16 protein-coding genes and 4 pseudogenes are annotated in these 18,649 nt (G+C 33.5%); 4 read left to right on the forward strand and 16 right to left on the reverse strand.

Annotation, left to right across the window (positions count from 1 at the left end):
- Positions 1–24 precede the first annotated feature (24 nt).
- Positions 25–1,134 carry a transglutaminase-like domain-containing protein gene (locus tag MMJJ_RS00915; protein ID WP_104837273.1) on the reverse strand — a complete coding sequence of 370 codons (1,110 nt, stop codon included), beginning with the start codon at positions 1,132–1,134 and terminating at the stop codon, positions 25–27.
- 333 nt (positions 1,135–1,467) lie between these two features.
- On the opposite strand from MMJJ_RS00915, the gene MMJJ_RS00920 reads away from it, so the two are divergent.
- The 3 genes from MMJJ_RS00920 to MMJJ_RS00930 all read left to right on the forward strand — a co-directional run bounded on the left by MMJJ_RS00920 (position 1,468) and on the right by MMJJ_RS00930 (position 4,902).
- Positions 1,468–3,615: a C1 family peptidase gene (locus MMJJ_RS00920; protein ID WP_104837274.1), complete on the forward strand. Its 2,148-nt coding sequence runs from the start codon at positions 1,468–1,470 to the stop codon at positions 3,613–3,615.
- A 79-nt stretch (positions 3,616–3,694) separates the two neighbouring features.
- Positions 3,695–4,207, forward strand: coding sequence for a hypothetical protein (locus MMJJ_RS00925; protein ID WP_104837275.1), 513 nt, complete (start codon positions 3,695–3,697; stop codon positions 4,205–4,207).
- A gap of 86 nt (positions 4,208–4,293) precedes the next feature.
- Positions 4,294–4,902 carry a queuosine precursor transporter gene (locus MMJJ_RS00930; protein WP_104837276.1) on the forward strand — a complete coding sequence of 203 codons (609 nt, stop codon included), beginning with the start codon at positions 4,294–4,296 and terminating at the stop codon, positions 4,900–4,902.
- 46 nt (positions 4,903–4,948) lie between these two features.
- Here MMJJ_RS00930 and larB read toward each other — a convergent pair whose 3' ends face one another.
- The 15 genes and pseudogenes from larB to MMJJ_RS01000 all read right to left on the reverse strand — a co-directional run bounded on the left by larB (position 4,949) and on the right by MMJJ_RS01000 (position 16,646).
- Positions 4,949–5,734, reverse strand: coding sequence for a nickel pincer cofactor biosynthesis protein LarB (gene larB / locus MMJJ_RS00935; protein ID WP_104837277.1), 786 nt, complete (start codon positions 5,732–5,734; stop codon positions 4,949–4,951).
- 11 nt (positions 5,735–5,745) lie between these two features.
- Positions 5,746–6,939 (reverse strand): aldo/keto reductase, encoded by a 1,194-nt coding sequence (locus tag MMJJ_RS00940; RefSeq protein WP_104837278.1) that lies wholly within the window; start codon positions 6,937–6,939, stop codon positions 5,746–5,748.
- A gap of 139 nt (positions 6,940–7,078) precedes the next feature.
- The gene (locus MMJJ_RS00945) at positions 7,079–7,810 is read right to left on the reverse strand and encodes a carboxymuconolactone decarboxylase family protein (protein WP_104837279.1); all 732 of its coding nucleotides are present in this window, start codon (positions 7,808–7,810) and stop codon (positions 7,079–7,081) included.
- Between the two features lie 107 nt (positions 7,811–7,917).
- Positions 7,918–8,634 (reverse strand): annotated as a pseudogene (larC, locus tag MMJJ_RS00950) (nickel pincer cofactor biosynthesis protein LarC); the annotation flags it as partial.
- A gap of 30 nt (positions 8,635–8,664) precedes the next feature.
- Positions 8,665–9,200, reverse strand: a pseudogene (locus MMJJ_RS09520) (flavodoxin).
- Positions 9,201–9,257: 57 nt separating this feature from the next.
- A complete protein-coding gene (locus MMJJ_RS00960) occupies positions 9,258–9,893 on the reverse strand; it encodes a flavodoxin family protein (protein ID WP_104837281.1) in 636 nt (211 codons plus the stop codon).
- 318 nt (positions 9,894–10,211) lie between these two features.
- Positions 10,212–10,727, reverse strand: coding sequence for a cyclophilin-like fold protein (locus MMJJ_RS00965; protein WP_104837282.1), 516 nt, complete (start codon positions 10,725–10,727; stop codon positions 10,212–10,214).
- An 89-nt stretch (positions 10,728–10,816) separates the two neighbouring features.
- The gene (locus MMJJ_RS00970) at positions 10,817–11,929 is read right to left on the reverse strand and encodes an aldo/keto reductase (RefSeq protein WP_104837283.1); all 1,113 of its coding nucleotides are present in this window, start codon (positions 11,927–11,929) and stop codon (positions 10,817–10,819) included.
- Between the two features lie 11 nt (positions 11,930–11,940).
- Positions 11,941–13,111 (reverse strand): annotated as a pseudogene (locus MMJJ_RS00975) (iron-containing alcohol dehydrogenase).
- Between the two features lie 144 nt (positions 13,112–13,255).
- On the reverse strand, positions 13,256–13,807 hold the full coding sequence (locus tag MMJJ_RS00980; RefSeq protein ID WP_104837284.1) for a flavodoxin family protein: 552 nt from the start codon (positions 13,805–13,807) through the stop codon (positions 13,256–13,258).
- A gap of 157 nt (positions 13,808–13,964) precedes the next feature.
- Positions 13,965–14,120 carry a hypothetical protein gene (locus tag MMJJ_RS09245; RefSeq protein ID WP_158658948.1) on the reverse strand — a complete coding sequence of 52 codons (156 nt, stop codon included), beginning with the start codon at positions 14,118–14,120 and terminating at the stop codon, positions 13,965–13,967.
- Positions 14,121–14,376: 256 nt separating this feature from the next.
- Positions 14,377–14,865, reverse strand: a pseudogene (locus tag MMJJ_RS00985) (permease); the annotation flags it as partial.
- A complete protein-coding gene (locus MMJJ_RS00990) occupies positions 14,828–15,094 on the reverse strand; it encodes a hypothetical protein (RefSeq protein ID WP_244901539.1) in 267 nt (88 codons plus the stop codon). The pseudogene MMJJ_RS00985 and the gene MMJJ_RS00990, both read right to left, overlap by 38 nt.
- A gap of 139 nt (positions 15,095–15,233) precedes the next feature.
- A complete protein-coding gene (locus tag MMJJ_RS00995; protein ID WP_104837285.1) occupies positions 15,234–15,812 on the reverse strand; it encodes a TetR/AcrR family transcriptional regulator in 579 nt (192 codons plus the stop codon).
- 231 nt (positions 15,813–16,043) lie between these two features.
- Entirely contained in the window at positions 16,044–16,646 is a 603-nt protein-coding gene (locus MMJJ_RS01000; RefSeq protein ID WP_104837286.1) for a hypothetical protein, read from the reverse strand.
- 372 nt (positions 16,647–17,018) lie between these two features.
- Here MMJJ_RS01000 and codB point away from each other — a divergent pair, with 372 nt between their 5' ends.
- Positions 17,019–18,254, forward strand: coding sequence for a cytosine permease (codB, locus tag MMJJ_RS01005; protein WP_104837287.1), 1,236 nt, complete (start codon positions 17,019–17,021; stop codon positions 18,252–18,254).
- Positions 18,255–18,649 lie beyond the last annotated feature (395 nt).

Consider the following 18,649-nt stretch of genomic DNA (forward strand, 5'->3'; position numbering starts at 1 on the left):
AAATAATTACATTTTATTTAGAAATTACGTGTTAAATGTTTCAGAATACGATTCTATATGTTCAAAATTATCCCCGTAGAGAATAATTTGGAGTTGGGAATATTCATTTCTGGGGATGTTTAAAAATACGTCTGCATACCCCAAAGAACCTTCTTCGTAATCATTTAATTCAAGAGTGGTCTGGTCCCATACATACTCAGGATCATTTAAATTTAATGCTGCTGCATATAATTTTGGATTTTTCGCAGTTCCTGTGCCAATATTTACAATATCTACATGTATATTATAGCATACATAATTTGAATCATAACTACATACCTCTGCATCCCACGATAGATCCATGTTTGGGATTTGGACCATCGGGTGAATCGTAGCAGGCTCGAATTCGTATTCTTTGGGAATTTCCCCAATTTTCCAGCCAGTTCCGGTAGTTTCTACATAGAAATATTTTTTTTCATTATATTCATAGTACGTTCCCTGAACACTGTTATCACCGCTAACACCAACTGCCATGTGGCCAGGAAGCTCGATTAATACGACACCAAATCCGAGTTCATGGAGTAATGCAGCAGTTAATATTGCGGTATCCTCGCAATCGCCCCCATTATCAATTAAAGTTTCTAAGGGATATCTTGGATATTCGTCATAACCTGTCGTAACTTTATCTGAGGTATATTCCAAAGACTGTACAAATGCCAAGATAAATTCTACCATCTGGCTTTTTGAATATCCCCTCTGGTTTGAAACTTCCTCAAATGAGTTAATCATTGATTTTAAACAGTGTCTATCGTAATCTGATAATGCGTACTGTTCGTAACCGCTGGCTCTTGGTTTACTTTTATAGTATAGGTAAAGGTCTTCTGGGATAGATAACGACCAATCCCAGTTTAAACCACCGTACTCCCAGGAATATTCTTCATTAATATACATTAAATCATTGGCTAGGTCATAATTATAGTTCGTAGTTTCATTTTCAAAACAGTCCAAACTATAATTATAGTTTATAGTTTCTTTTTCTTCTCCTTCTTCAAAAATAGCTTCAGCGTTTTCTAGTGCAGTTTCTGAAAAATCAGCACATCCTGAAAAAGAAACTATCAAAAGTAAGGCCAAAACAGTGATTTTCAAATATTTCATGCTTTCCCGAAAAATCCATATTATAACAACTATTATGGGCGTGATTTCGTAATTTATAAAATTATTTTAAACCTAATTGATATTTTAGTAGCAGGTCTAAAAATAACTTTTTAAAGTTTAAATTTCGGAGTCATATATGTAAAAATAAAAAAATAAGTCCATTTTACTGAATAGGTGATTAAACTATTTTTAAGTTCAAATTAGGAGTTTAGCTCTTATATATTATGCCTAATCGACATTTTTAAATATATATGCCACATATTTTATGAAATATCAATTAAATTAAATATATCTGTACTTTAACATTAATAATCTAATTCGGGGCGATTTTAATTGAATTTTTTTAAAAAAGTTTTAGTAATTTTGTTACTAGTCGCATCAATTTCAGTAAATTTTTCAGAATCTGTAGACGATGGAACGTATATTTATCACAATTTTACAAAAGCAGATGCAGAAGAAATTGGAGTGGATGAAAATACAACTGATTACGAAAAAAATGAAACTATTCAGACGTTTTCAGATTCATATAATGATATTTACGTAACGGGATGTTTTCTCCCAACTAAAGAAGAATTAATGTCAATGTCAGAACAAATTACGGTTGTTGAAGGAGTATCTGAATCTGCAAATCTATCAAATAATACTTATCTTGACCTTTCAAAAGACCCTTGCTTTCCAACTGTTGGAGATCAGGGCAAAATTGGTTCCTGTGCCTCATGGGCAATATTATATTATGCAAACTCATACCTGCAGGCAAAAATTCATAATTATGATTTAAAAGGAAATGATAGTTTAAAATGTTTTAACCCAATGTGGGCTTATAATAAGATAAATGATGGGAAAAATGAAGGTTCAGGACTTATTGGTAATCTAAACCTAATTTCAAGACTCGGTAGTGCAACATATGAAACCATGCCTCCAACAAATAATTACACGATTTGGGGGAATGAAGAAGCATGGCTTGAAGCACCCCAGTACAGAATAACGGGTTATGAAATATCTTCAACAAATAATACCGACGTTATGAAATCCTGGCTAAATGAAGGATCTGTAATTATTATTGCAATGCACGGCGAAGACATATTTACATTTGACAATAATTCAATACTTTCAGATTTTGATCAATCACACAATGTATCAAACCACGCGCAGGCGGTTATCGGGTATGATGACAGCATATCTGAAGACAACGAAACAGGTGCTTTTAAAGTCATGAACTCGTGGGGTGCCAACTGGAGCCCAAATGGTGATGGAAGTTACTATATGACATATAAAGCAATGGCAAATTTGAATTATACAACATGTTATAGAATAACGAGTGCAGTTTATAATGATTCAGATTCTCATCCAGAATTATTTGGAGTTTTAAGATTTGATCCTGAAAATAAAGGTACAAAAGATCAAAATATAACTTTGGGTATTGGAAACGAATCAAATATTTCTGGATTTGTAGATATATATGAAAGTATAAATCACAATGGCGGAAACGGTTCAATGCCTGATTTTATCGCAATCGATTTAACCGACTGGAAATCTGAATTTGAAAACTCATTAAACACCACTGGAAAAGGAGATTACTTTGTTAATTTTTCAAATGGAACGGAAACTTCAATAATTTCTGAATTTGGAATAATTAAATACCGCTCTTATCCAGATATCGAAGAAATAAATACATTAAATTCTTACAATTGCAATAAATCAGTAGTATTTAAGTTTTACAGTAAAACGGCCCCTGAAATTATTAATTCAAGCGTAAATGTTTTGGAAAACGAAGTTGTCGTTTCAATACATGCAGAAGACGTTGAAGATGACTTATGGGGCGTCAATGTATGTTTTGATGGATCAAATGAGTACTATTCATTAACTAGGGCAAATCAAACGTTTAATACATCATTTAATAAATCCATGTTTTCTTATGGGGAACACTACGCGATATTTGAAGCTTTTGATGGTTCAGGAAACACAAATAAAAGTGAAAAGGTATATTTTGAAATTTTGGCCCCAACTACTACTTCAAGAAACACGGGAAGTCACTACAGTTCTGATCTTTCTGAAGGAATAGATTCTGGAACTATTAAAAGAGCAGTTTCAAATTCAAATATTGTATATGGAAATAATATTGATCAAGGATATGCAGAAGAATTAAGAGAAAATGTTCAAAATGGAAATAATTACGAACTTTCTAAAGATACAATAATTGTAGGCGGTCCAGAATCAAACGGATTTGCTGACAAGTACGATTCAGAATTTGAAATATCCATTTCAAATGATAATCCTGGAGAAAATAGGGGAATTATTCAAATTCAAACTATCGAAGTAAGGGATGGAAATATCATTAAGCCATATCAAGTAATTTATATCGCAGGTTCTGAAAGGTTAGGAACACAAGCTGCTTTAGAATACTTTAAAACTTTAGAAAAACTTCCCGATATGCCCCTTACTGTTGAATGGACTGAAAATGGACCCGTAGTTGTTGAATAGTTAATTTATTTTTCTTTTTTTTAATATTTTGGAATTATATTTATACTTAAAAAACATATATTTCCCACGAGGAGATATATTGCATAAAGAAATACCCATATCGATCCTGAAAGTCAGAGATTTTGAAGATTTTGATGAAAATAATCTTTTTGAAATGCCATTTAAAAGAAAAATCAGGATTTCAAATGTCAAAGTGTCCCAATCTGGAAAAGCATACTTTTTTATACGGACTGATGATTTTCAGGAATTTAAAATTTACACGGAAAATTTAAGCGAAAAAATTCAGTTTATACTTAAGAAGGCCGATGGATTTGTAACTGATGGATATGATGCATTACAATACGTGACTTTTGAAAATTTAAAAAATAAAAAACCTAAGAATAGTAAAAAATCGAAAAAAATACTGGTTAAAATGCCATTATGGCTTGCAAACAATAATGAAATCCATTTTGGAGAAGTTATCGAAAAGTTTCGATATATTAATTTTGAATTCGTCGGAGAATCTAAAAAGGGTATCTGTGTGTATTCAAAAGAATTAAATAAAAAGTTATGGCTCCCAAAAAGCATTATCCAGTATGAAAATCAAGAATAAAATCGCTGGAATTATCCAAAACATTATTATATTTTCAGTGTCTTTTTTAGTAAATTAATTGTTATTTTAGGTATCTAGGTGAAATTTTGAATAAATCAAAAAAATTGGAAATTTTAAAAGCATTATTTTACACGTGCATGATACTCGCAAACGTCATAGCTGTTAAAATCGGCAGTTTTTGGGGTTATGTTATGACTGTAGGAATTTTAACGTACCCAATCACGTATTTAATGACTGATATAATAAGTGAATGCTGGTCAAAAGAGGAAGCAAGAAACACAGTCATTTTTGGATTTGTTTTAAGCATTATTTCTGTCATTGTTACCCAATCAGCAGTTTTGGTTCCAAATGCACCATTTTACGATGGTTCATCATTTGAAGCCGTGTTTAATTTTGTTCCAAGGGTAGTTTTAGCATCATTAATGGCATATTTTGTATCCCAAAACATTGACGTTTCGCTATTCCACAAAATTAAATCATATACTGGAAAAAAACATTTATGGATTAGAAACAATATCTCTACAATGGTAAGCCAGTTATTTGATAGTTTTTTATTCATTTCAATTGCTTTTTACGGCATATTGCCAGTTGATGCGATAATAACAATGATTGGGGTGCAGTACGGATTTAAATTTATTATAGCAATAATGGATACTCCGTTTATATACCTTGGAAGGCATTGGATTGAAAAATAAAAAATAGTTAAATTTTAAGATTTATTTTAAGATTTAAGATTCTTAATTATTTTTTAAACGTATTAGTTCTTGCCCCAGCAACTTGGTTCGCAATCCTTGCGGCAAATGCACCTGCAACAAATCCTGCATCGATATTTACAACAGATACTACCGAACAGGACTGAAGCATTGATAAAAGTGCAGCTTCACCCTTTGCACCAGCACCGTAACCAGTAGATACTGGAAGACCGACAACTGGGACATCAACAAGTGCAGAAACCACTGTTGGAAGAGTTCCTTCCCTTCCAGCAGCAACTACAATTGAATCAGGTTTTTTATTCTTTAGTATCTCCATTTCATTAACAAGCCTGTGAAGTCCCGCAACTCCAACATCATATATTGCAATTGTTTCACAGCCCATTTCTGAAGCGGTCATTTTCGCTTCTTCTGCTACATCAATATCTGCAGTACCTGCAGTAATTACTGCAACTACACCGCCAGTTTTTTTAATTGGCGTACCATTATGAACTACTGCTGTAGTTGAATGAATGCCCCATTCAATCTCACCAGATTTAAAATTTGATTGCAGTGCAGTTCTATGGGTTTCACTAATACGTGTGATTAAAACACGACCACTGGCATCCCTTTGAGCTTTTGCAATTTTTACTACGTCTTCAGGGGTTTTTCCTTCAGCAAGCAATGCTTCAATAATTCCTGTTCGATGTTTTCGAAAAGTATCTATTTTAGCAATATCGGTTACTGATACGTATCCCATTGAACGAATAGCTGCTTCAGCAGTTTCAATATCTGTTTCACTGTTTTTTACGTTATTCAATATACTTTTGAGGTCCATTTGGTACTCACCTACATTTTAAAAACACTCTTTACCATAGCCATTTTTTCATCATTATCAAGACCTTCAAATTCAGCTACAACTTTTTCGAGCATTTCAGGTATCTGGATATTTTGCGGACAGCGTTCTATACAAATACCGCAATCGGTACATTGTGATGCAAAATGCGGTTCATTAGTCCAGAATATATCACTAAGTGTTGCAAAATACTGGAATCTTTGAGATTCATCATGGAACATGTGTAAATTGTTGTATATTCCAAAACATGTCGGGATATCCACGTTTGCAGGACAAGGCATACAGTAACCGCAACCAGTACAGTTAATCTTTAACAATTCACCATATTTTAAAGCAGCCTGTTCTATAAGACCCAGCTCTTTTTGGGTTAATGAGTTTTGATAACCTTCTTCTGCGATTCTTATGTTTTCTTCAACCTGTTCTGGTTCAGTCATTCCCGATAATACTGAAATAACTTCTGGATGATTCCATACCCAGCGAAGTGCCCATTCTACAGTTGTTCGTTTTGTATCTGCCTTGTTCCATATTTCCATAACTTCATCAGGTGTTTTGCCTGCCAAATTGCCCCCACGAAGCGGTTCCATTACAAAAACCCCGAGACCCTTTGAAGATGCGTATTTAAGTCCTTCTGTTCCAGCCTGAACGTTTTCATCTAAATAATTATACTGTATAAGGCAGAAATCCCAATCATACTCATCCACTATCGATGCAAAATCTTCCTGCATTCCATGGTACGAAAAACCTGCATTTTTTATTCTACCGTCTGCTTTTGCACTGTTTAAAAAATCAATTACGCCAAGTTCTTTTATTTTAGCCCAGCTCGCTTTGGTAAGTGTGTGAAGTAAATAGTAATCGATACAGTTAGTATTCAGTTTTTCAAGTTGGGCATTGAGGAATTTATCCATATCTTCTCTGGTGTTTACTGCCCACGTTGGTAGTTTTGTTGAAAGTTTAACTTTTTCTCTGTATCCGTCTGAAAGCGCACGAGCTAAAAACGGTTCACATTCACCCATATGGTATGGCCAAGCTGTATCTACGAAATTTACGCCGTTATCTATCGCATAACGAACCATTTCTGTAGCTTTTTCTTCATCTATGCTACCATCTTCTTTTGTAGGTAGCCTCATAGCACCAAAACCCAATATTGAAAGTTTGTCGCCATTTTTTGGATTTGTTCTGTATAACATGTTTTATTCACCCGATGTATAAGATCTGCAGTTTAATGGTAAATTTACGGATATTTTACCCAATTGTTAAACGTATTGTATTTTGGATAAATTCAAAATATTATTCTTATGTTTATTATTCTATTTTCATTCTTCAAATTTATTCAGGCATTATTTCATTTAAACATGCAATCGCATTCAATGTTCTTGGATATCCAACATAAGGCAGTGCTTGCGTAACTGCATCAAGTAGTACTTTTTTATCGTTTCCTACTTTCAAATTGCCGACAATATGTCCTTTTAATTGCGGTTCACATCCTCCAAGAGCCAATAATATACAAAAAGTCAAAAGTTCTCTGGTTTTCACATCAAGTCCTGTTCGAGTGTAGTAATCACCAAAACAATTTGCAGATAGGTACTTTTGAATGTGTATTTGATTTTCTGGAGATGATTCATACATTTTATCAATAATTTCTCCAAAAATTGATTTTTGCACTTCAAGCCCCTTTTCATGTCTATTTTCAGGCGTAGTCGTGGATTGGCCTTCTAAAGGTAGTTTTACCCCCCTGCTTTCCAAAATTTCATTTGTTGCAAGGATAAAGTCATATGCTTTTGCAATTCCCACATAAGGTACAGATTGATATACTATTTCCTTAACTTCAATAGGTGTTACTCCAACACTGAGTGCACCTTCGAGCATTACTTTATACTCGCTTAATGTCTGGCTTCCAATTAGTGCTCCCAAAATCACCGTTGATCTTGTTTTGGCATCCAAATCACCATGTTTAATAACTTCATCAAAAATAAAGTTATCAAAAATTTCGACAAGTTCGGGATCTGTTACGTTAAGTGTTGATTTGTAATTTTTGTTTGTGGTTTCACTGATTTTCATACTTTTACACACATCCTTAATTTTTTCTTGACAATACGGGCCATAATTCGCTATTTTCAGTTATTATATTAATTAACTGACTATGATTTAGTATTCTTTTTAATTTAATCCGTTTCAGACAATAATCCCTGAAGTACATTTGGACCACCAAGATCTGCATCCCCTGCACCGTATCCTATTGAACTAACAGTGCATTTTGGAAAGACTTTTATCGGTTTTGCGAAATGGGATAGAATCGCTGCACCAGTAGGCGTTAGCAGTTCTTTTTCATCTGTTCCGCCTTTAAAGTAGAGTTTTCCCTTTTTTAAGAGTTCAAGCGTAGCTGGGGCAGGTACTGACATGATCCCATGCGCACATTTTACGGTTCCGTTTCCAACGTTGATAGGCATGCAGTAAACAGAATCGCATTTGAGTGCATGAATGGCTGTTGATGAGCCGATGACGTCTGCAAGTGCATCATTTTGCCCAACTTCATGAAAATGTAATTTTTCAAGATCTTTTTTACCATGAACATGCGCTTCAGCTTCGGCCATCTTTGAAAAAATGTCAAGTGCACTTTTTTCTACATCATTTGAAAGTTTTGCATCTTTTATAATATCTACAAGTTCGAAATAAGTTCGTGAATGTTCGTGTTCAGGAACATTAATTTTAACGTCCAAAGCTCGAATACCTCTTTTCACAACTTCCTCCATGCTTACCGATACAGGTACTGCTGATTCAATGATTTCTTTTACGTAAAATTTGTCATCCAAAAGGTCCAAAGTACATCCAAGAATCATATCTCCTGCAGCTCCTGAAAACGGGTTGAATATAAGCGATTTCATGATTATCACGCTATTTATTGAATTAGAATTTTAGAGCATTCCTAAGTTATCCAGCCACTTTTTAATATCCTTTTTCGAAGACGTCACCTGAGATCCCAAAATTGAAAATCCGTTTAGGATTTTTGCATCAGGACAGTTTTTTGCAATATCACTTTCACTGTGCCCCATACCGCTTCCTTCATGCGTACAGAATGGAATAAGGGTTTTTCCAGAGAAATCGTATTCTTCAAGAAATGTAAGAACTGCCATTGGGACTGTTCCCAACCAGTTTGGATATCCTAAGAATATGGTGTCGTAAGAATCCATATTAGTCACGTGGCTGGTTAGTTTTGGTCGTGCATTTTCATTTATTCTTTTTTTGCCACATTTGTAGTTGCGGAATAGTCTTTAGGATACGGTGTTACAGTATCAATCTGAAAAAGATCGCCCCCGATTATTTCTTGAATCGTTTCAGCTGTTATTTTTGTGTTACCTACTTGCAAATTCAAAATTTTTCCGTCAACGTAGTTATTACCTGCACGTGAAAAATATGCCATAAGACATTTCTTTTCTTTTAAATCAGGCATATTATTCCTCGTTTTAACTTTAATCGGTAGATTCTAAATTGTTAATTGAATGATAATTTAGTCTCGAATGAAATTTGTTGAGATTCTCTCTTCATGCAGGGGAAACTCTACACCTGCCTTAATGCCTGCTTCTTTACACTTCAAGAACCATGCCATATTCTTTGCAAGTACTCGCATTGTCTGTAATCCTTCCAGATCTTTTTCTACATCTTCTGGTTTTGCACCATGAACCATGTTCCAGTACCTAGATGAAATTATGGGCATTTCTGAATGGGTAAAATATTTATTGAGTTGATCAAATGCAGCTGTTGTTCCCGCCCTTCTTGCAGAAACTACTGCTGCAGCAGGTTTTAGGTAAAAAGATTTCCCACCACTTAGTAAATCCGTATAAAATGCACAATCCATGAATGATTTAATAGAACCGCTTGTGGATGCATAGTGAACTGGAGAACCAAAGATAAATCCATCTGAATCTTTAGCAATATCTAAAAAATCGTTTACAATATTGTTAACTGCACAACGTCCTGTCTTAGCACAGGCTTTACATGCAGTACATCCACTAATAGGTTTTAATCCAATCCAATAAAGTTCTGTGTCGATATTTTCCCCCTTTAATGTCTTTTCGATTTCTTTGAGGGCAGTATAAGTACAGCCTTTCTTATTTGGACTTCCATTTACTAGCAGCACCTTCATATTTCCACCTTAAATCTCAGTAATCCGTTTTAATCCGATTTATTCGGTTTCAAGCAATTTTATTTCTGACAATGTTTCGTTTAATAGGAATATTTCATCTTTATCTAATTTTACTTCTATAATTTAATTTATCTTCGTAAGTTATCATATCCTTTATCACCCACAGGTTCCAACCATTCAAAAATTTCTTTGAAAAGATTATGTTTTTTTTAAAAATTGAATAAAATACCCCAAACTTAAAAATAGAAAAAAAGTTTGAAAATTAATTTTGAAATCATGATTTGATGAAATCTATAATATTGGCATGCTTTTTTCCATTTAATCGGCTAGTTCAATCAATATATCGAAGCTACCATTTATTTCTGTAATAATTGAAGGGTCACAATCAATAACCCCTAAATTCACAAATTCGCCATAACAATTTTCTTCATTATCATACAAAATGGTGAAATAATTTCCTTGAGTAGTAAAATCTATATCTCCATTCTTCCAGCCTGGAACTAAATCTTCATCATTAAAGGATAATGGTTTATCCATTACACCGCAGATGTCAAAATCGTATTTACTGGCATGGATCGTGTACGGTAGCCTATCAATAAGTTCTTTAGCAGGTTTACCGTCATTTAATATTCCTGGAATGGTTTTATTATTGATATGCATATTAATTCTTGTTCCATTCTTAATTTCACGGATTGAATTTTCTTTATCCATAACTTCCTCACCAATATGTTCTTCATTAATTAATTCAATACTTGAATAGTTCTCTGCAAATATCGCCACTAAAAGAACACTGAATAATACCAATAAACTCTGTTTATTTGATACTGTCGCCATTTTCTTTACCTGTTCTTGCCATATTTTTTTCAGTTACCACAAAAATACTGATTCTATGAGTCCTTTTGCTTCTCAAAAATATTTTGATTTCATTTTTTTACAGAATTTGTTTTATCAAAATAGTTTTTTGCTTTTAGCAGTCTACCGCGGATATCTACATGGAATGGACAGTTCTTTTCACAAACACCGCAATTAGTGCAGTCATTTGCGTTTTTGCTTAATTTCAAGTAGTGATCTTTTGCAAGCTCGTCACCTGCTTTTGCAAGATCAAGATATTTGTTTACAATACCAATATCGATTCCAGAAGGGCATGGTTGGCAGTGGTTACAGTAAATGCAGGTACCCATGATGTCTCGGTGCGGCAGGCTTGCTATAAACGAGTAATCTCGATCTTTTTCAGAAGTAGAATAATATTTAAGGGCTTCATCCAGATCTGCTCTTGAACTTACTCCTGAAATACATGAAACTACCCCTGGACGATCCAGTGCATACTGTATACACTGGGGAACCGTCATGGCATGATTAAATGGTGATGTTTTTTCGTTTAAGAGCTGTCCACCACCATAAGCCTTCATAACCGTGAGTGCCACACCTTGTTTTTCACATTCTTGATAAAGCTCCATACGTTCATTTTTTAAGTTTAATTTACCCCATGAGGGTTTAAAATCATATGCAGCGTTTGTACTGAACATTATAACATCAATTTCGCCAGTTTCGATAAATAATTTACATATCTCTTCAGAATGTGACGAAATCCCCAGATATCGAATAGTTCCGTCCTGCTTTAGCTTTTTAGCATAATCAAAAATGCCGTTTGACATGATTTTTTCAAAGTCTCTTACCAGATCAACATAGCTGATGAGGCCAATATCGGCATAATTAGTACTGTATTTTTTTAATTCCTGCTCAAAACCCTTTTTAACGTTCCTTGGAACTCTTGTCCTTGAATATGTTCCTTTAGGATACCAGACACCAAGATGTATCTGCATGAGCATATCTTCCCGATGTCCTTTCAATGCATTATTAATTGGTTCTGCTGCAGTGGTATCATACATGACCGTATCGATCAGATTTACGCCTTTTTCCATGCCGTAAGTGACGATATCTTCAATTTCTTTTGACGTTGTTTCTTTCAAGCTTCCTGATCCAATGCCGATAGTACTGACCTTTTCATTGCCATGCGGTAATTTTCTGTAGTCCATGTATTCGCCCCTTATTTGTAAGATGCACTGTAAATTGAAACGCAATCTTCGATACTTAACTGAGATCTGTCACAGGTAAACAACATTCCCATTGTATCCATTGCATTTTTCGCCATTTTTTCAAATTCTTCAGGAGTAATGCCATAATCAGACATTTTAAGATCTGAAACTCCACATTCTTCCTGTAATTTTACGAGCATTTTGATGAAATCCATAGGTTCTGTTGCATCTTCCATACCCATTACTTTAGCCATTTTTACAAACCTGTCATCACATACATGTTTTTCGATAAAATGAGTAAAGTATGCTTTACTGATCATTATAAGCCCTGCACCATGAGGAAGATCTTGGTGATAAGCAGACATTGCGTGTTCTAATGCGTGCTGGCTTGTACAAAGTCCAACAGTTTCAACTACTCCTGATAACGTATTTCCAAAAGCAACCTTTTCACGTGCGTACATGTCATTTCCATCTTCAACAGCTTTTGAGAGATTTTTTGAAACATTTTCTATTGCCGTGATTGCATACATGTCGCTCATTAGATTTGCGCCGATAGATACGTAACCTTCCACGCTGTGGAATAATGCATCAAATCCCTGATATGCGGTGTATTTTGGAGGTACTGATTTCATAAGTTCAGGATCAACTACTGCTAAAACTGGAAACGTATCTTCGTTACCAAATCCGATTTTTTCACGATTTATTTCATGCGTTACAACTGCCCAAGGATCGGTTTCAGAACCTGTTCCTGCTGTTGTTGTAATTGCTACAACAGGGATTGGTTTAGCTTTTAAAGGCATTCCTTTTCCAGTTCCACCAAAAATGTAATCCCAGTAATCTCCATCATTTGTAGCCATTATGGACATTGCTTTTGATGCATCGATACAGCTTCCGCCACCTAATGCAACAATAAAATCGCAGTCATTTTCTTTTGCAAAAGCACCGCCAGCCATAACGGTTGATCTTAATGGGTTTGGTTCAACTTTATCAAATACTGCAGTTTCTACACCTGCTAATTTTAACTGTTCTTCAGTTCTTGCAAGGTAACCGTATTCCCTTGTAGATTTTCCATTTGAAATAACAATCATAGCTTTTTTGCCAGGCATTTTTTTGTTCGTGTAGATTATTTAGTTGTCCTGCTCCAAACAAGACTTTTGTTGGCACATACATATTAAAACTCATAATTTTCACCATTATCCGAAATTTTTTTGAATATAATAATTGAATTTTTAAGATTGACTACTCAGTCAAATACTAATTTGTTTTTGTGATATATATAGATTAGGTAATAACTTCTTTTTAAAAAATTAAAAAATAACTCTAAATTTATTCAGTTAATTTTTTTCCAATATTAAATGCCTGTTCTAATGTATTTTCGTGGTTTAAAACGTCTCCTGGAGCTCCAACACCGCCTTTTACAATAGATTTAACAACATTTAATCCAAGGAAATTTAACATGGAATTTGTGTTTTCAATGTACGGTGCAAATGCACTTTCGTCAGGGTTTGCCTGAACGTAAACTGTAGCAGTTTTAATATTGCTTAATCTCGGGCTGAAATCAGCATTAACTACAGGGTAGAGCCTGTCGAGGAATATTTTTGCCTGTCCAGTAACCTGCCACATGTAAATTGGAGATCCAATAACTAAAACATCTGCTTCTTTTAAGTTTTCTAAAATTTCTGCCATATCATCTTTTTGAGCACATTTAAACTCGGATCTGCAGTGCATACATCCTTTACATCCATTGACATTCATTTTATCAATATCGTATTGAATTACTTCTGCACCGTTTGATTTTGCACCATCTAAAATTTTGTTTATCAATAATGCAGTATTTCCCTGTTTTTTTGGGCTCCCGTTTATTGCAACAACTTTCATAATATCACTTTGTATTATTTTGAATTTGATTTTCATGAGTATTTTTCAAAATAATTGATTTAACTCGATATGGATTTTATTTAATTCACACACTTTTTTAAATAAATATTTTCGTTATTTAAGTTTTCTTTTAAAATAAAAAGAAAAAAAGAATAAATTACTTATCTTCAGGTTTACATTGTCCTTTTTTCATACATTTAACTTCAATGCAGTCCATGCATTTCTTGGTTGCCCAAAATATAATTGAAAAAATAAAGCTGAATAATATTACTAGTGAAGCCATTAAAAGGCCGCAATTATACGGGTCATACATGCTACTCACCTTTAAAGAAAGATTTTAGTTTTCGAATGAAATATTCCCTCATTATTGGATTTTTTAGTATATCGAATAGGGGATTTAAGATTGACTAATCAGTCTAATATTACTTTGTTTTTTTAGTATATATAATTAAGGTATTTAAAAAAATGAGAAAAATTATTTTGCTTTTAAAGCTTATTTTCAAAATAATTGATTTAACTCGATATGGATTTTATTTAATTTATACAAAACTTATGAAGCATTTCGGCAATTACACGAATAGATTTACAACAACGCCAGCAATAATTGCCGATATAATTGTAAATGCTACGTATGATGTAAAGTGTTTAGCTCCAAGAACTATTTTAACGGCACCAAGATTCGTAATTTTTGTTGCAGGGCCAGTTATCATGAAAGCTGCAGCGGCCCCCATACTCATTCCAGAATCTAACCATGCCATAAGTAATGGAATCGTACCACCTCCACAAACATATAATGGCACCCCAATTGTTGCTGCCATCAAAACACCAAATCCTCTTTGACTGCCAAAAAGGTTTGCGAATGCATCAGGGGATACATAATGCTGAAATAATGCTGAAAGCAGGATTCCAATAAGAAAATAGGGCCCTGTTGCTTTGGTATTTCTCCATATGTTTTTTGGTAATCTCAACAACACATTTGGGTCAGCATCTCTGTTTGTAGGTTCTGAAAAGCCGGAAAAATTAAAAAATTTCCGATCCCCAAATAAAAACTGGAGTAATTTCATAGGTCATATATATTTTAGGAGGTTTGGTAACTGTTTTTTGAGTGTTATTAGTATCTGCTTCAGGGAGTTTGGAAGTTTCAATTGTTGTATCATATATAGAACTTTCAATAACTGCGTTACTGGTTGCATTTGTTTGAGTACTGTCTTCGTCAATACATCCAGCAATTAAAGAAAATATTAGTAAGGACCCAAATATGGCAATAATTTGTCGTTTTAGTTTCATGATTTTTTTCCAACACCAATTTTTTCAAGGTATAAAATATTTTCACAAGCCTAAATGTACTTTAATTTCTAATTTTTGACATAATTAAATCAGTAATTTAGTAAGAGTGACTAATCAATCATATTTTAGCTAAAAAAAATTAGTTTTTGACTAGTCCGTTCCAGACTATCTCAAATCCGTCGTCAATAAATTTATTTTTATCTTTAGATAAACCATAGCTTGAAATTACTTGCACTACTGTCCTGCTGTTTTGGTAAAACATTGCAATGACCAGTTCCAAAGGTAATTTTTTGACAGCCCCAGCGGTTACTCCGTCTTCAATGAGTTTATGAATAGTAAAGTACTCCTTCATAACTTCTTCACGCGTAAAATTCGATATGTAAGGCGAATTGCAAAACTGTCCGACAAAAAGAAACTCGTTATAATTATCTAAGCCCCATCTAACTAAATTATCCCATATTTTTTTCAACCTGTCTTTAAAGTTAACCTGTGGTTCGAGGTCTTTGACCATTGTCCGGCTTAAATCCGCTTTTACTTCAAAATACAGGTTGTTTATCAGGTCTTCTTTTGTTGGGAAATAATGGAAGAGTGTACCCGTAGCTACACCTGCTTCTTTTGAAATTTGGGCTGTAGATGTGCCGTGAAACCCACGTTCAGTAAAAAGTTTCAAAGCGGCGTCCATAATCGCTTTTCTTTTGTCTTCAATATTTGCTTTCATATATATCTCATCCTGACTGATTAGTCAATTAAATATACGGTTGTTTTGCTATATAAACTTGACTGATTAGTCAGTGATACATTTTGATGATTTAAGGGTTAGATTAAAATAAAACTTAAATTTATGATTAATCCAAAATTTCGAAAAAAGAAGTTATGGCTTCCAAAATTTTTTTATTTTTTAAATAAATCAAAAAAGGCCAAAAGAAATTAAATAAATTAGAAGTTATTTTTAATATACAATAAAATGAATTGCACCACACTGTCCAGGATAGCTCATAAGTTGGATTATTGAGCTGTACGTGACAGTAGAATTTATTTTAACGTTATTAAGGTCTCCAGAAACTAGTGTATCATTAGTAACTGATACATAGCACAGGCTGTTTTCCCCTTCAACTAAAAATCTATTGTAGTCATTTACAAAATCAATTTCAGTAACTATTCCTGAAGTTACAAATTCTGGAGGGTAGTAAAGTACAGATGATGCGGTCAAAATTGGCGGAAAAGATCGTGTCATAATTCCTGAGTAGTTAATTTCTACCAATCCCCCAACAGAGATATTATCACCTTCATAAATTTCAGGGAATTTAATATCAATACTTTCAGGCACATTTACAACATATTCGCCGTTGCTATTGTTTACCAATAACTTGTAATTTCCATCCGCAACTTCAATGGAGTTTATAACTCCAAAAATTATTTCCGACCCATAATTAGAATCGTTTGTTGAGTTATTGCCAGGTTCTGCATTTTTCTGAAAAATTACAAAACTTCCAGCAATTATGCATAAAAAAACTGCTAAAATTGCAATCATGCTACTTGTTTTAAATTTCATAGTTCACCTCAGAAAGCATAAGTCTGCTTCTTAAATTAGCTTGAATTTCAAAACATATAAAAACGTGGATTTTGTTCGCATTTGGCCGAACAATGATCTAACGTTTAAAACTCGTAAAAATAATGCTATTTATTAATTAAATGTCTTTAATTTAAAGTTACATTTAAATTTTAGATTTTTTTACGTTATTCAATCAATATGACCTATGACATGCATATATTACGTGTAGATTCATTGGATAACTTATCTAAAGTTTAAACGTGATTTTCATTTCAAAAGTGATATATAACGGTAATTAAAAATAAAATTGCAAAAATTCGTTTTAATTTAAAAAGTAAACAGAAGAATCCAAATTAGGAGACTGATATATTAATGTACCGACAAAAACATGCTGATCAAGATTATGCACTGGAAACAGTCCCTTCAGAAAGTAAAAAAGGATTTTTACCAATGTTTGCAATAATGCTTGGATTTACCTTTTTTTCAGCAAGCATGTGGGCAGGCGGAACGATTGGGACAGGTTTGAAATTCCAAACATTTCTTCTAATTGTTTTAATGGGCAATTTATTGCTTGGATTATATACTGGAGCTCTTGCATATATTGGATCAAGTACTGGTCTTTCTACGCACCTTCTCGCAAGATACTCCTTTGGAGAAAAAGGATCTTATCTCGCATCATTTATTTTAGCAATTACTCAAGTCGGCTGGTTTGGTGTTGGTGTTGCAATGTTTTCACTTCCTGTCCACTATGCAACAGGGATTGATTTAAACATTCTACTTTTACTTTCCGGAATTTTAATGACCACAACCGCATATTTTGGAATAAAGTCGCTTACAGTATTAAGTATGATTTCTGTTCCTGCAATAACTCTTCTAGGCATTTACTCAGTAACTGGAGCAGTTAATTCAATTGGAGGAATTTCTGAACTTTTTGCAATTGAACCCGCAAATAACATGGGGCTTGCAGTTGGACTGAGCCTTTGTATTGGTTCATTTATCAGTGGAGGTACACTAACGCCTGATTTTGCAAGATTTTCAAAAAGTAAGTCTATTGGCGTAATTTCAACATTTATTGCTTTTTTTATTGGAAATTCGTTAATGTTTATATTTGGTGCAGTTGGTGCTTCTACATTAGGTCATTCAGATATTTCCGAAGTAATGCTTAAACAAGGGTTAATAATTCCTGCAATTATAATTTTAGGAGTTAATATATGGACTACGAATGATAACGCCCTTTATGCATCAGGCCTTGGTTTCTCAAATATTACAAAAATACCAAAAAAACATGTTGTGATTTTTAACGGGTTAATTGGAACACTTGGGGCATTAATCCTGTACAATAACTTTGTAGGTTGGTTAACCTTGCTTAGCTCCATTATTCCATCCATTGGCGGGATTATCATATCGGATTATTTCATAAATAAACGTCAAAAGTACGCGTCACTTGAAAACATTAAAGTTAAAAAAGTACATTGGAATGCAGTTATTGCGTGGGTATTGGGCATTTTTGCATCGCAATTTTTACCAGGAATTTCGCCAATAAATGCCGTTTTTGGTTCAGCAATTATCTACGTTGTACTTGAAACATTGAGCAAAAATAATATTTAAAAAGTATATTAATCAGTTACTTTCAGATGTTATATATTATCCCAGGTAATCCTATTATTTTTTAGTAATTCTTGATTTTTTAAGACATTTAATAAGTTTTATGGGTTAAGCTTAAAGAATTAATTTCTAAAAAAGTGTTTTTATGCCCCAAATTTAAATTTGATACGGAATTTTAATTTCACTTGGGGGGTGAAAAAATGTCACATTTTAAATTTTAAAATATATTTAAAATTCACTATCGTTAGATTAATCGGGTACATAAAAACATTATTATCATTGATTTATATTATATATAAATAATAGTAATTTAATTGAGAACATAATACATAAATATTATTTTTTACATTATGTCGGGAATGATATAGCAATATCGGAAATATTGATAAATCAGAGGA

This window comes from Methanococcus maripaludis, assembly GCF_002945325.1.
Lineage (GTDB): Archaea > AGJL01 > Methanococci > Methanococcales > Methanococcaceae > Methanococcus > Methanococcus maripaludis.

Bases quoted from the DNA above. Each gene is read 5' to 3' on its own strand.
- MMJJ_RS00945 (WP_104837279.1), bottom strand. From the start codon at position 7,810: ATGAAAATCAGTGAAACCACAAACAAAAATTACAAATCAACACTTAAC.
- MMJJ_RS01000 (WP_104837286.1), bottom strand. From the start codon at position 16,646: ATGAAATTTAAAACAAGTAGCATGATTGCAATTTTAGCAGTTTTTTTA.
- MMJJ_RS00965 (WP_104837282.1), bottom strand. From the start codon at position 10,727: ATGGCGACAGTATCAAATAAACAGAGTTTATTGGTATTATTCAGTGTT.
- MMJJ_RS00980 (WP_104837284.1), bottom strand. From the start codon at position 13,807: ATGAAAGTTGTTGCAATAAACGGGAGCCCAAAAAAACAGGGAAATACT.
- MMJJ_RS00940 (WP_104837278.1), bottom strand. From the start codon at position 6,939: ATGTTATACAGAACAAATCCAAAAAATGGCGACAAACTTTCAATATTG.
- MMJJ_RS00960 (WP_104837281.1), bottom strand. From the start codon at position 9,893: ATGAAGGTGCTGCTAGTAAATGGAAGTCCAAATAAGAAAGGCTGTACT.
- MMJJ_RS00990 (WP_244901539.1), bottom strand. From the start codon at position 15,094: ATGAAACTAAAACGACAAATTATTGCCATATTTGGGTCCTTACTAATA.
- MMJJ_RS00915 (WP_104837273.1), bottom strand. From the start codon at position 1,134: ATGAAATATTTGAAAATCACTGTTTTGGCCTTACTTTTGATAGTTTCT.
- MMJJ_RS00970 (WP_104837283.1), bottom strand. From the start codon at position 11,929: ATGGACTACAGAAAATTACCGCATGGCAATGAAAAGGTCAGTACTATC.
- MMJJ_RS09245 (WP_158658948.1), bottom strand. From the start codon at position 14,120: ATGTATGACCCGTATAATTGCGGCCTTTTAATGGCTTCACTAGTAATA.
- larB (WP_104837277.1), bottom strand. From the start codon at position 5,734: ATGGACCTCAAAAGTATATTGAATAACGTAAAAAACAGTGAAACAGAT.
- codB (WP_104837287.1), top strand. From the start codon at position 17,019: ATGTACCGACAAAAACATGCTGATCAAGATTATGCACTGGAAACAGTC.
- MMJJ_RS00995 (WP_104837285.1), bottom strand. From the start codon at position 15,812: ATGAAAGCAAATATTGAAGACAAAAGAAAAGCGATTATGGACGCCGCT.